Raw genomic sequence first — 11,858 nt, 5'->3', positions numbered from 1 at the left:
GCACTCGTACGATATCTTGTACAAGCCGCGAAGGGAGGCATTGGTATGTCCATCACCGCCAGCGAAGCCCGTCAGAACCTGTTCCCGCTGATAGAGCAGGTCAACGAGGACCACGCCCCGGTGCACATCACCTCCCGCAGGGGAAACGCCGTGCTCATGTCCGAGGAGGACTTCACGGCCTGGACGGAGACGGTCCACCTCCTGCGCTCCCCCAAGAACGCCCGCCGCCTGCTCGACTCCATCGCCGAGGCCGAGTCCGGCGCCGCGCGCCGGCGCGAGCTCATCGATCCGGACGCGGAGCGCACGTGAGGATCACTTTCACGTCGCACGGCTGGGAGGACTACGTCCACTGGGCCGAGAGCGACCGGAAGGTGACCAAGCGGATCAACAGACTGATCACCGACATCACACGTGACCCGTTCAAGGGCATCGGCAAGCCGGAGCCGCTGAAGGGCGACCTGTCGGGTTACTGGTCGCGTCGCATCGACGACACACACCGTCTGGTGTACAAGCCCGCCGATGACGTGCTGGTCATCGTGCAGGCGCGCTACCACTACTGATCAAGCGGCACCACTACTGACCGAGCAGCACCCCTACGGACCGAGCGGCACCACCACCGACTGAACCGACATCGCGACATCGTGCTCGACAAGGACGTCGAAGGAGCCATGCCATGGACTTCACGCTCGAAGTGATCCCGCTGCCCGTGACCGACCTCGACCGGTCCCGGGACTTCTACCGGGACAAGGTCGGCTTCCACGTCGACATCGACCAGGAGGTCATGCCGGGGATGCGCATCGTCCAGCTCACGCCGCCCGGCTCCGGCTGCTCGATCGCCCTCGGCGAGGCCATCTGGGACATGGGGGGCCAGACCCCGCCGGCCCCCGGCTCGTACCAGGGGCTGCAGTTGTGCGTCGCCGACATCGAGGCGGCCCACGCGGAGCTGGTGGGGCGCGGCCTGGAGGTCTCCGAGCCGGTGCGGTACACGCCGGACGACGGCGCCACGTTCATGTACTTCAAGGACCCGGACGGCAACGGCTGGGCGGTCCAGGAGTACCGCCGCCGGGCGACCGAGCCGCTGCACCGACTGCTGGCGGACCAGAAGCGGCAGGGCCAGGGCTGACCCGGCCCGGCGGGGTCAGCCGGTCTCCCGCCACCGGTTGGTGATCGGGAGCCGGCGGTCCTTGCCGAAGCCCTTCGGTGAGATCTTGGTGCCCGGCGGGTACTGGCGCCGCTTGTACTCCGCGGTGTCGACCATGCGCAGCGTCCTGGTCACCAGGTCGCGGTCGTACCCGGCGGCCACGATCTCGTCCGCGCCCCGGTCCCGGTCGACGTACAGCTCGAGGATCGCGTCCAGCACCGGGTAGTCCGGCAGCGAGTCCGTGTCGACCTGGCCCGGGCGCAGCTCGGCGCTCGGCGGCTTGGTGATCGAGTTCTCGGGGATCGGCGGGGTCTGGCCACGGGCCGCGGCCGCGCGGTTGCGCCACTCGGCGAGGCGGAAGACGGACGTCTTGTACACGTCCTTGACGGGCCCGTACGCGCCCACCGAGTCGCCGTACAGCGTCGAGTAGCCCACCGCCAGCTCCGACTTGTTGCCGGGCGCGAGCACGAGGTGGCCCTCCTGGTTGGAGATCGCCATCAGCAGCGTCCCGCGCAGCCGGGACTGGAGGTTCTCCTCCGCCAGCCCGGTCAGGTCCAGCGACCCCGTGTACGCGTCGAACATCGGCTCGATCGCCACGGTGCGGTAGTTCAGCCCGGTACGCCGCGCCAGCTCCGCCGCGTCGTCCCTGGAGTGCTCGGAGGAGTACTTCGACGGCATCGAGACGCCGTACACGTTCTCCGCGCCGAGCGCGTCGCAGGCGATCGCCGCGACCAGCGCGGAGTCGATGCCGCCGGACAGTCCGATCAGCACCGAGCGGAAGCCGTTCTTCGCGACGTACGCCCGCAGCCCGACGACCAGTGCCGAATAGACCTCCTCGTCGTCCTCCAGCCGCTCCGCGTACCCGCCGGACAGCTCCGGCGGGTACGCCGGCACCGGCTCCCCGGACAGCACGACCCGGTCGATGCGCAGCCCGTCGTCCACCACGCCCGCCGGTGCGTCCGGGTCGGCGGCCGGCAGGTCCAGGTCGACGACCACGCAGCCCTCGGAGAACTGCGGCGCCCGCGCCACGACCGCCCCGTCCCGGTCGACCACGATCGAGTCGCCGTCGAAGACCAGCTCGTCCTGCCCTCCGGTCATCGCGAGGTAGGCGGTCGTGCAGCCGGCCTCCCGGGCGCGTCCCCGCACCAGCTCCAGCCGGGTGTCGTCCTTGTCGCGCTCGTACGGCGAGGCGTTGACGGAGAGCAGCAGCCCGGCCCGTGCCGCGCGCGCGGCCGGCACCCGGCCGCCGTCCTGCCACAGGTCCTCGCAGATGGCCAGCGCCACGTCCACGCCGCGCACCCGCACCACCGGCAGGGTGTCGCCGGGTACGAAGTAGCGGAACTCGTCGAAGACGCCGTAGTTGGGCAGGTGGTGCTTGGCGAAGCTCAGCGCCACCTCGCCGCCGTACAGCACGGCCGCCGCGTTCTGCGGGGCACCGGCCGGCTGGCCGTACCTGGGCTGGGCGGTCGCGGAGCGGTCGAGGTAGCCGACGACCACCGGCAGCGTGCCGAAGCCCTCCTCCGCCAGGCGCGCCGCGAGCGAGCGCAGGGCCGCGCGGGACGCCTCCACGAAGGACGGCCTCAGGGCCAGGTCCTCGACGGGGTACCCGGTCAGCACCATCTCGGGGAACGCCACCAGGTGCGCTCCCCGCTCGGCCGAGTACCGGGTCCAGCGGACGACGGACTCCGCGTTCGAGGCGATGTCGCCGACGCACGAGTCGATCTGGTTCAGGGCGAGTCGTAGTTGAGGCACGCGGGCAGTGTAATCGTCAGAACGACACGATGGGGGGCGTGCGGGGCCCCGCACCGCTGCCCGGCTCACGTCCGCGGCTTCGCGCCCCGCTCCTTCAGCAGGTCCGTCATCAGCCGGATCTCCGACTCCTGCGACTCCACCATCCCCTGGGCCAGCCGCTTCTCCACGCCGACCGCGCACTTGTCCGCGCACCCCTGGGCCATGTGGACACCGCCCCGGTGGTGCTCGGTCATGAGCTGGAGGTAGTAGACCTCCGCCCGCTTCCCGTCGAGCGTGGCCAGTTGCTCCATCTCGGCGTCGGTGGCCATCCCCGGCATCAGCGAGCCCTCACCCGCGGAGGGCGTGTCGCCCATCCCCATCCAGGTCATCGGCGGGTCGGACGACACCTTCGGCAGCCCCCACAGGTCGAGCCAGCCGATCATCATGCCGCGCTGGTTGGCCTGGGTCTGCGCGATGTCGTACGCGAGCCTTCGCACTTCCTCGTCCTTCGTGCGGTCGCGCACGAGGTACGACATCTCCACGGCCTGCTGGTGGTGCACCGACATGTCCCGCGCGAAACCGGCGTCCGCGGAGTCGGCGGTCGGGACGCGGCCCGCGCCGTCGTCCCCGGCGCCGGCGTAGGTGATGGCGCCGGCGGCGACGAGGGCCGCGGCGGCGGCCCCCGCGATCCAGCCGGCCCGCCTCGGTGTCACTGCGACAGTCCGTTGGTGCAGGCGGCCCCCGGCTCGGGGGTCTGCTCGCCCTGCACGAACTTCTCGAAGAACTTGTCCACGTTCGGGTCGTCGGCGCCGGTCACCGTGCGCTGGTGCCCCCAGGCGGTGAGCATGATCGGGTCCTTCTGCTCGTCGTCCGGGCTCATCAGCGTGTACGGCGTCTTCCTCACCTTCTCCGCCAGCTTCTCCACGTCGGCCTCGGGGGCCTTGCCGGAGTACGTCACCCAGACGGCGCCGTGCTCCAGCGAGTGCACGGCGTTCCTGTTCTTCAGCGGCTTGGTGTAGACGTCGCCGTCGCAGTTCATCCAGACCTGGTCGTGGTCGCCGCCGACCGGCGGGTCGACCGGGTAGGACACCTCTTCGGTGACGTGGTTGCGGGACAGTGTCCCCTCCCACTTCCGCACCCCGTCCTTCCCGGCGACGAACTTGCCGGAGGTCTTGCCGTCGGAGGCGGTGTCGCCGGAGGAGTCGTCGGACTGCGACCGGACGAGGACCACCCCGCCGACGGCCAGACCGGCGACGACCACGGCGCTGACCGCGATGGTGAGGATCCGGTTCCGGCGGTCGCGGGCCTCCTCGGCGCGCCGCATCTCGGCTATGCGTGCCTGTCGCGCCGTGTTGCTGCTCTTCTTGGCGGAACCCATGGGGTGTGCCCTTCTGGGAAAGGGGGGCGGTGAAGTCCGCTGATCGTAATGGCGGAGGAGGGCTGATTCGTAGGGTGATCACAGGATCTGTCGCCGCGGGACCCCAGGAATGGCCCGATCGAACAGGTGGCCTCTACGCTGCGGGGAGGGCCGGAGGGCCGATCGAGGTCCGCAACGCGTACGAAACCGTGCCGTGGTGTGATGTCGGGTGCGGGGCCGCCTCCCGCCGTACCGGAGACAGACGGCCTGACCAGCAAGGATGGGGAAGCGGAAGATGGACAAGCAGCAGGAGTTCGTGATCCGGACGCTGGAGGAGCGCGACATCCGGTTCGTACGCCTGTGGTTCACGGACGTACTGGGCTTCCTCAAGTCCGTCGCCGTGGCCCCGGCCGAGCTGGAGCAGGCCTTCGACGAGGGCATCGGTTTCGACGGCTCCGCGATCGAGGGCTTCGCCCGGGTCTACGAGTCGGACATGATCGCCAAGCCGGACCCGTCGACCTTCCAGGTCCTGCCCTGGCGCGCGGAGGCCCCCGGTACGGCCCGCATGTTCTGCGACATCCTGATGCCGGACGGCTCCCCGTCCTTCGCCGACCCGCGCTACGTCCTCAAGCGCGCCCTGGCCCGCACCTCGGACCTCGGCTTCACCTTCTACACCCACCCGGAGATCGAGTTCTTCCTGCTGAAGGACAAGCCCGTCGACGGCACGGTCCCCACCCCCGCCGACAACTCCGGCTACTTCGACCACACCCCGCAGAACATCGGCATGGACTTCCGCCGCCAGGCCATCACGATGCTGGAGTCGATGGGCATCTCGGTGGAGTTCTCCCACCACGAGGGCGCCCCGGGCCAGCAGGAGATCGACCTGCGCTACGCGGACGCGCTCTCCACGGCCGACAACATCATGACGTTCCGCCTGGTCATGAAGCAGGTCGCACTGGAGCAGGGCCTCCAGGCCACCTTCATGCCGAAGCCCTTCTCGGAGTACCCCGGCTCGGGCATGCACTCGCACCTGTCCCTCTTCGAGGGCGACCGCAACGCCTTCTACGAGTCCGGCGCCGAGTACCAGCTCTCCAAGGTCGGCCGCTCCTTCATCGCGGGCCTGCTGCGGCACGCGGCGGAGATCTCGGCGGTCACCAACCAGTGGGTGAACAGCTACAAGCGCATCTGGGGCGGCAGCGAGCGCACCGCCGGCGCCGGCGGCGAGGCCCCGTCCTACATCTGCTGGGGCCACAACAACCGCTCGGCCCTGGTCCGCGTCCCCATGTACAAGCCCGGCAAGACCGGCTCGGCCCGCGTCGAGGTCCGCTCCATCGACTCCGGCGCCAACCCGTACCTGACCTACGCCGTCCTCCTGGCCGCCGGCCTCAAGGGCATCGAGGAGGGTTACGAACTCCCGCCGGGCGCCGAGGACGACGTCTGGGCCCTGTCCGACTCGGAACGCCGCGCGCTGGGCATCGAGCCCCTCCCCCAGAACCTCGGCGAGGCCCTCGCCCTGATGGAACGCAGCGACCTGGTCGCCGAGACCCTCGGCGAGCACGTCTTCGACTTCTTCCTGCGCAACAAGCGCCAGGAGTGGGAGGAGTACCGCTCCCAGGTGACGGCGTTCGAGCTGCGGAAGTCGCTGCCGGTGCTGTGAAGACGGCCGGCGGGCGCGTCCCGCCGTCGTGGCCGAGGGGGCCGGCGGTCGACCGACTGCCGGCCCCCTCGCGTGTTACTCCCCCTGAGCCGGGATCCGGCCGGGAACCGGCCCCGAAAATCCCTCGGACCCGCACACTGTTCATCGCACGGTCGCACGGAGAGGGCGGAGTGGAGGCAGACCGGGCCGACCGCGCGCGTGGCGGCCCCGGGAGGACTCCCTTACTGGTGGGTAGCGTGAAGACGCGGGCTTTTTCCCTGACCGCATTCGCACACTGATGGACGTGCGGACGCCGGGAGCCGACCTCCGACAGCGCGCGGATGGTCGGCCGTTCACCAGCGTGCTTTGATCGGTGCGCGGCACGCCGGTGATCGGTTCCGGACCCCCCCAACTCCGGATCCGTGTGCGTGTCTCACCGCTCCCATTTCGTTCGCACGAAAGGAAAGACCTGTCATGAACCTCGTCCCCCAGGTCGAAACGGCTGAAATCTCCGACGCGGACCTGGACCAGGTGTCCGGCGGCAACATCGGCGTCGACGCCGGTACGGCCGTCGTGACCGCCGGCAGCGCCGTCGGTGGCGGCCTCCACACGGAGGCCGGCCCGCTCTCCGTCACCGCCGGTCTGGGCGCCTCGGCGACCCTCGGCGGCACCGCGGCGCAGGGCCACGCGCACACGACCATGGTCTGAGGCGCGCGACCGTAACGTGCCCGAGCCCCGGACCGTCGCGTCCGGGGCTCACCCGTGCCGGGCGTCGGCCACGAACGCCGACCACGCCGCCCGCGTGACGGCGAGGCGGGCGCGCCGGGGACGCTTGGAGTCGCGGACGCGGACGATGGCGGGGGTTATCGCGACCTCGACGCAGTCGTTGCCGTCTCCGCTGCTGCTGTAGCTGCTCCTGAACCACGCCAGGGCGGGAGCGTCCGGGGTTGCGGGGATGCGGATCATGACTCTCCAAGCATCTGCTCGATGACGGCCCGCGACTCTCGGGGCGTGAGAGCCTGGGCCCGGATCATGCCATAGCGCAGTTCAAGGATTCTGAGCTGCTTCGGATCGGTCACCGGCCGCCCGGCGAACGCCCCCTCGGAACGCCCCACCGCTGTGCCGTCGGGGAACTTGAGCACCTCGACCAGCCCGCCCGTTCCGACGTGCTCCTCACAGTCGGTCGGCATCACCTGAATCGACACGTGCCGCAACTCCCCCAGCTCCAACAGACGTTCGAGCTGCCTGCGCCACACCATTCTGCCCCCGACCGGTCGGCGGAGCGTCGCTTCCTCCTGGACGAAACTGAGGGTCGGTGCCGGCGACCGCTCGAAGACCGAGCGGCGGGCCAGCCGCGCGGCAACCATGCGTTCGGTCTCCTCCTCCGTGTAGGCGGGCAGCCACGCATCGAACAACGCGCGCATGTGAGCCTCGGTCTGCAGCAGACCGTGGACGTTGTGGGTGCTTACAACCCGATCTCGACCGCACCGGCCTCCAGCTTCGCCAGTTCCCGGACGCGCTTCGGGTACCGGACCCTCGCGACGTCCTCCCACATCGCCGTCAGCAGCCCACCCGCCCCCAGCACCTCGTCGGCCCGCTCCAGGTACTCCCGCCGCGGAATCCGCTTCCCGCCCTCGACCTTGTAGACCAGGTCCTCCCCGTAGCCCACCGCCGTACCGAACTCGGCCGCCCGCATCCCCACCGTCTCGCGCCGCAGCTTCAACTGCCTCCCCACGGTGGTGAGGACGGCCACACCCCACTCGTCGTCCGGGTCGACCTCCCAACCCGGCTCTTCCGTCCCGCCGTTCAACGACATCCGCATCCCTTCGCCGTACGCGTCGTATCGCGAGGGGCCACACGGTAGAGGGCGCCCTGTGCCCGTGGACGGGAAACGGGACTCCGCGCACGCCAACGAGTGATGGGCCAGCCGCGAGGTCATGGCCGGCTCGGCGTGGGTCCACAGCAGGGCGCCGCGGTGCCGGGTACGACGCGACGGTGGGCGCCGGAGGGGGCGACGTCTCCGGATCCCCGCTCCACTACAGTGGCCCGGCCCTCCCGGGCCGCCCAACAACTTACGGAGAACGTATGAAACGCGCACCGGTCGCCGTCGCAGCGCTGTCGTCGGCCGCTCTACTCGCCGGATGCACACTGGAGGAGCCGGGGACCGGCAACCCGACCCGGTCCCCGGCGGAAGCCGCCTGGTACGAGAGCGGCGCGGCGGAACGCCGGGGGTACTGCGCCGCGTACGACGCACACGATCCGCAGCAGCCGATCAACGTCCCCGCGCATCGGTCGGACCGGACGAACGAGGAGTTCGCCGACGACTTCTACGAGGTGCTGAAGGACCGGTGCTGAAGGGAACGGAGCGAGGCCTCGGCTGCCCGGCCCGTCACCGCCGTACCGCCTCCGCCCCCTCCGGCACATACGTCGCGACCACACGCTCGCGCCCGCCCGCCACAGCGACGGCGCCCCGCCGCCGGTCCACGGCGTACGCCGCGCCCGCGACCGCCAGGCCGAGCACCGCCAGCCCCGCGCCCGCCGTCGCCGGGGACGTGGCGCCGAAGCCCGCCGCGAGGGCGAGGCCGCCGATCCAGGCGCCGCCGGCGTTGGCGAGGTTGAAGGCGGCCTGGTTGGCGGAGGAGGCGAGGGAGGGGGCCGCCGAGGCCTTCTCCATGACCATGAGCTGGAGCGGGGAGCCGGTGACGAAGGCGGCCATGCCCAGGAGGGCCACCGCGACGGCCGCGCTGACCTCCGTGCGCATCAGGAGCGGGAAGAGGGCGAGGACCGCGACCAGCGAGGCGAGGCCGCCGAAGAGGGTGCCGCGCAGGGAGTGGTCGGCCAGCCGCCCGCCCAGCAGGTTGCCCGCGGTGGCGCCGACGCCGAAGAGCGCGAGCAGCAGCGTCACGCCGGCCTCGGCGAAGCCGGCGGCGTCCGTGAGCATCGGCGTGATGTAGCTGTAGGCGGCGAAGAGCGCCCCGAAGCCCGCGACCGTCGTGCCGAGCGCCAGCCAGACGGGCAGGGAACGCAGGGCGGCCAGCTCGCCGCGCAGGCCCGTGGCGGGGGCCGGGGCGTCATCGCGCGGGATCAGCGCGACCAGCGCCGCTATCGCCGCGACGCCGATCGCGCTCACGCCGAGGAACGTCGCCCGCCAGCCGAACTGCTGGCCCATGGCCGTGGCCGCGGGCACGCCGACGATGTTGGCGACGGTCAGGCCGAGGAACATCAGGGAGACGGAGCGCGCCCTGCGTTCCGGCGCCACCATGCCGGTGGCGACCACGGCGCCGACGCCGAAGAAGGCGCCGTGCGGCAGGCCGCTGACGAAGCGGGCGGCGAGCAGGGAGACCTCGCCGGGGGCCACCGCCGACAGGGCGTTGCCGAGCACGAACAGTGCCATCAGGGCGACGAGGACCGTGCGACGGGACATCCGCGCGGTCGCCGCCGCGAGCAGCGGGGCGCCGATGACCACGCCCAGCGCGTAGGCCGAGACCAGGTGGCCGGCGGCGGGGATCGAGATGTGCAGGTCGTCCGCGACCTCGGGCAGCAGGCCCATCATCACGAACTCGGTCGTACCGATGCCGAAGGCGCCCACGGCAAGGGCGAGCAGGGCCAGGGGCATGAAGGGTCTCGCCTTTCGAGAGCGGGAGGTGCGTACGGGACGTACGTCTGTACTTCCGGCGCCCGTACTTCCGGAACGCCTATGTTCCCGTACGGAACAAAGCCTCTCAGGGCGAGTATTCCGCCGACGAATCTCAGGAGGCGGTTGTGTCGACCTTCACACGCGCGGCGATCGGAAGGTGGTCGCTGCCGGTCGCCGGGAGCGTCCAACTGGTCGTCGGTTCGACGCCGCTGACCAGGATCTGGTCGATGCGGGCCATCGGGAAGGACGCCGGCCAGCTAAACCCGAAGCCGTCGCCCACGGCGCCCTGCGGGGAGCGCATCTGGGAGGTGATCGCGGTGAGCGCGCGGTCGTTCATGGTGCCGTTGAGGTCGCCGAGCAGGATCTTGCGGGGCAGCTTCTCGTCGGCGATGACCTCGCCGAGGGCCTCGGCGCTCTTGTCCCGCTGCCGCGCGGTGAACCCCGCCTCCAGCTTGACCCGTACGGAGGGCAGGTGGGCGACGTACACCGCGACCGGCCCGGAGGGGGTGGCGACCGTGGCGCGCATCGCCCGCTTCCAGCCCAGCCGGATGTCGACGGCCTGCACGTCGCTCATCGGGTACTTGCTCCACAGCCCGACGGTGCCGACGACCGCGTGGTGGCGGTACTTCGACTCCAGCGCCTTCTCGTACGTCGGTACGGCGGACGCCTTCAGCTCCTCCAGGGCCAGCACGTCCGCGCCGGCGGCGGCCACGGCGCGGGCGGTGCCGGCCGGGTCGGCGTTGTCGGCGTTGACGTTGTGCGTGGCCACCGTGAGGTCGCCGCCGGTGCCGGTCTTGTCGAAGAGCAGGCCGCCGAAGAGGTTGAACCACACGGACACCGGCAGCAGGAGCGCGATCAGCGCCGTCGCCGACTTGCGGGCGAGGGCGATCACCAGGAGTACCGGGACCAGCAGGCCGAACCACGGCAGGAACGTCTCCGTGAGGCTGCCGAGGTTGCCGATGGCGTTCGGGATGCGCGAGTGACCCGCCATGACGACGGCCAGGACCACGGCCACCGCGGCGGTGACCAGGCCCCGGCGCCAGATCCGCGGGTCGCCGCGCCAGCCGGTGACCACCCGGGCGAGCAGGCGCCGAAGCCGGGGCTCTCGGCGCTCGGGCCCCGAGCCGCCGTTGTCCGTCTCCGTCATGTACGCCTGCTGCGCCATACCGTCGCCTCACTACCCGCCGTGCAACACCGTCGCCCCCCGTGACTCAGCACCCTAGGGGATGATCGGTTCCGATCCCGCCGTCCCGTGACGGCCGTACTGGCACAAGGACGTGGGAGCCGGCGTCCGGAGTTCCGAACGGGGTCGACACGGGCCGCTCTGTGACACAACGATCACATTCGCCCCCTCTTCCCCGCCCCGGGACGCGGCCGTGTCGCAGGTCCCCTAGCCGTCCGGAGGCACGAGGTGCCACCATGGGAGGGATCCGGGGACACCGTGAGGGTGCCTCGAGATGACATGAAGGAGCCGTTGCCATGACGCAGCTTTCGGCTGCCCCGACGCCGCAGGGCAAGCCCGCCGACGGGAACAGGGCGCTGTACGGGGGCAAGAGCAACCGTCGCATCACCGTCCGGGACATCACCGCCGCCAAGGAGCGCGGTGAGAAATGGCCCATGCTCACCGCCTACGACGCCATGACCGCGTCCGTCTTCGACGAGGCCGGCATCCCGGTCATGCTCGTCGGCGACTCCGCGGGCAACTGCCACCTCGGCTACGAGACCACCGTGCCCGTCACGCTGGACCAGATGACCATGCTCTCGGCCGCCGTCGTACGGGGCACCGGCCGCGCCCTGATCGTGGCCGACCTGCCCTTCGGTTCCTACCAGGAGGGCCCGGTCCAGGCGCTGCGCTCGGCGACCCGGCTGGTCAAGGAGGCCGGGGTCGGGGCGGTCAAGCTGGAGGGCGGCGAGCGCTCGCACCGGCAGATCGAGCTGCTGGTGGAGTCCGGCATCCCCGTGATGGCGCACATCGGCCTCACCCCGCAGTCCGTCAACTCGATGGGCTACCGGGTGCAGGGCCGGGGCGAGGAGGCGGCCCAGCAGTTGCTGCGCGACGCCAAGGCGGTGCAGGACGCGGGCGCCTTCGCGGTCGTCCTGGAGCTGGTGCCGGCCGAGCTGGCCGCCGAGGTGACGCGGACCCTGCACATCCCCACGGTCGGCATCGGCGCGGGTCCGGACACGGACGCGCAGGTGCTGGTGTGGACCGACATGCTCGGGCTGACCGGCGGCCGGATGCCGAAGTTCGTCAAGCAGTACGCCGACCTGCGCGGCGTCATGGGCGACGCGGCGAAGGCGTTCGCCGAGGACGTCGTCGGCGGAACGTTCCCGCAGGAGGAGCACTCCGTCCACTGAG

Annotated in this window: 13 protein-coding genes and 1 pseudogene; 7 read left to right on the top strand and 7 right to left on the bottom strand. The window is 71.0% G+C overall.

From position 1 onward, the window contains the following. The first annotated feature begins 45 nt into the window (after positions 1 to 45). The 3 genes from B1H29_RS26170 to B1H29_RS26160 all read left to right on the top strand — a co-directional run bounded on the left by B1H29_RS26170 (position 46) and on the right by B1H29_RS26160 (position 1,123). Positions 46 to 309, top strand: coding sequence for a type II toxin-antitoxin system Phd/YefM family antitoxin (locus B1H29_RS26170; RefSeq protein WP_055416607.1), 264 nt, complete (start codon positions 46 to 48; stop codon positions 307 to 309). Beyond that, entirely contained in the window at positions 306 to 560 is a 255-nt protein-coding gene (locus B1H29_RS26165) for a Txe/YoeB family addiction module toxin (RefSeq protein WP_055416608.1), read from the top strand. Before B1H29_RS26170 ends, B1H29_RS26165 begins: the two co-directional genes overlap by 4 nt. A gap of 113 nt (positions 561 to 673) precedes the next feature. Beyond that, positions 674 to 1,123, top strand: coding sequence for a VOC family protein (locus tag B1H29_RS26160; protein WP_055416609.1), 450 nt, complete (start codon positions 674 to 676; stop codon positions 1,121 to 1,123). A gap of 15 nt (positions 1,124 to 1,138) precedes the next feature. Here the strand turns inward: B1H29_RS26160 and B1H29_RS26155 are convergent, their stop codons facing one another. From B1H29_RS26155 to B1H29_RS26145, 3 genes are all read right to left on the bottom strand, one after another. Next, the gene (locus B1H29_RS26155; RefSeq protein WP_055416610.1) at positions 1,139 to 2,893 is read right to left on the bottom strand and encodes an NAD+ synthase; all 1,755 of its coding nucleotides are present in this window, start codon (positions 2,891 to 2,893) and stop codon (positions 1,139 to 1,141) included. 65 nt (positions 2,894 to 2,958) lie between these two features. Beyond that, the gene (locus B1H29_RS26150) at positions 2,959 to 3,585 is read right to left on the bottom strand and encodes a DUF305 domain-containing protein (RefSeq protein WP_055416611.1); all 627 of its coding nucleotides are present in this window, start codon (positions 3,583 to 3,585) and stop codon (positions 2,959 to 2,961) included. Further along, positions 3,582 to 4,250 carry a DUF3105 domain-containing protein gene (locus B1H29_RS26145; protein WP_055416612.1) on the bottom strand — a complete coding sequence of 223 codons (669 nt, stop codon included), beginning with the start codon at positions 4,248 to 4,250 and terminating at the stop codon, positions 3,582 to 3,584. The genes B1H29_RS26150 and B1H29_RS26145 overlap by 4 nt, the downstream gene beginning before the upstream one ends. Positions 4,251 to 4,524: 274 nt before the next feature. Between B1H29_RS26145 and glnA the strand changes: the two genes are divergently transcribed. Beyond that, positions 4,525 to 5,886, top strand: a complete 1,362-nt coding sequence (gene glnA / locus B1H29_RS26140) for a type I glutamate--ammonia ligase (protein WP_055416613.1) — start codon at positions 4,525 to 4,527, stop codon at positions 5,884 to 5,886. A gap of 453 nt (positions 5,887 to 6,339) precedes the next feature. Beyond that, a complete protein-coding gene (locus B1H29_RS26135) occupies positions 6,340 to 6,573 on the top strand; it encodes a hypothetical protein (protein ID WP_055416614.1) in 234 nt (77 codons plus the stop codon). Between the two features lie 48 nt (positions 6,574 to 6,621). Here the strand turns inward: B1H29_RS26135 and B1H29_RS26130 are convergent, their stop codons facing one another. Together B1H29_RS26130 and B1H29_RS26125 are read right to left on the bottom strand one after the other, a co-directional pair. Continuing rightward, positions 6,622 to 6,831 (bottom strand): DUF397 domain-containing protein, encoded by a 210-nt coding sequence (locus B1H29_RS26130; RefSeq protein WP_055416615.1) that lies wholly within the window; start codon positions 6,829 to 6,831, stop codon positions 6,622 to 6,624. After that, a pseudogene (locus B1H29_RS26125) lies at positions 6,828 to 7,681 on the bottom strand (helix-turn-helix domain-containing protein). The gene B1H29_RS26130 and the pseudogene B1H29_RS26125 overlap by 4 nt, the downstream one beginning before the upstream one ends. A gap of 269 nt (positions 7,682 to 7,950) precedes the next feature. Here B1H29_RS26125 and B1H29_RS26120 point away from each other — a divergent pair. After that, positions 7,951 to 8,220, top strand: a complete 270-nt coding sequence (locus B1H29_RS26120; RefSeq protein WP_055416616.1) for a hypothetical protein — start codon at positions 7,951 to 7,953, stop codon at positions 8,218 to 8,220. 34 nt (positions 8,221 to 8,254) lie between these two features. On the opposite strand, the gene B1H29_RS26115 is transcribed toward B1H29_RS26120, so the two are convergent. Together B1H29_RS26115 and B1H29_RS26110 are read right to left on the bottom strand one after the other, a co-directional pair. After that, the gene (locus B1H29_RS26115) at positions 8,255 to 9,481 is read right to left on the bottom strand and encodes an MFS transporter (protein ID WP_055416617.1); all 1,227 of its coding nucleotides are present in this window, start codon (positions 9,479 to 9,481) and stop codon (positions 8,255 to 8,257) included. Positions 9,482 to 9,614: 133 nt separating this feature from the next. Then, a complete protein-coding gene (locus B1H29_RS26110; protein WP_055416618.1) occupies positions 9,615 to 10,667 on the bottom strand; it encodes an endonuclease/exonuclease/phosphatase family protein in 1,053 nt (350 codons plus the stop codon). Between the two features lie 314 nt (positions 10,668 to 10,981). Between B1H29_RS26110 and panB the strand changes: the two genes are divergently transcribed. Further along, complete coding sequence (gene panB / locus B1H29_RS26105) at positions 10,982 to 11,857, top strand: 3-methyl-2-oxobutanoate hydroxymethyltransferase (protein WP_055416619.1); 876 nt, start codon at positions 10,982 to 10,984, stop codon at positions 11,855 to 11,857. Position 11,858: the final 1 nt, after the last annotated feature.

This window comes from Streptomyces pactum (assembly GCF_002005225.1).
In the GTDB taxonomy this organism is placed as follows: domain Bacteria; phylum Actinomycetota; class Actinomycetes; order Streptomycetales; family Streptomycetaceae; genus Streptomyces; species Streptomyces pactum_A.
This window is presented reverse-complemented; position numbering and strand designations above follow the sequence as displayed.

What these genes read in the sequence shown, in the direction of transcription:
- B1H29_RS26170 (WP_055416607.1), top strand. Translation starts at nt 46, where the DNA reads ATGTCCATCACCGCCAGCGAAGCCCGTCAGAACCTGTTCCCGCTGATA.
- B1H29_RS26160 (WP_055416609.1), top strand. Translation starts at nt 674, where the DNA reads ATGGACTTCACGCTCGAAGTGATCCCGCTGCCCGTGACCGACCTCGAC.
- B1H29_RS26145 (WP_055416612.1), bottom strand. Translation starts at nt 4,250, where the DNA reads ATGGGTTCCGCCAAGAAGAGCAGCAACACGGCGCGACAGGCACGCATA.
- glnA (WP_055416613.1), top strand. Translation starts at nt 4,525, where the DNA reads ATGGACAAGCAGCAGGAGTTCGTGATCCGGACGCTGGAGGAGCGCGAC.
- B1H29_RS26135 (WP_055416614.1), top strand. Translation starts at nt 6,340, where the DNA reads ATGAACCTCGTCCCCCAGGTCGAAACGGCTGAAATCTCCGACGCGGAC.
- B1H29_RS26130 (WP_055416615.1), bottom strand. Translation starts at nt 6,831, where the DNA reads ATGATCCGCATCCCCGCAACCCCGGACGCTCCCGCCCTGGCGTGGTTC.
- B1H29_RS26120 (WP_055416616.1), top strand. Translation starts at nt 7,951, where the DNA reads ATGAAACGCGCACCGGTCGCCGTCGCAGCGCTGTCGTCGGCCGCTCTA.
- B1H29_RS26115 (WP_055416617.1), bottom strand. Translation starts at nt 9,481, where the DNA reads ATGCCCCTGGCCCTGCTCGCCCTTGCCGTGGGCGCCTTCGGCATCGGT.
- B1H29_RS26110 (WP_055416618.1), bottom strand. Translation starts at nt 10,667, where the DNA reads ATGGCGCAGCAGGCGTACATGACGGAGACGGACAACGGCGGCTCGGGG.
- panB (WP_055416619.1), top strand. Translation starts at nt 10,982, where the DNA reads ATGACGCAGCTTTCGGCTGCCCCGACGCCGCAGGGCAAGCCCGCCGAC.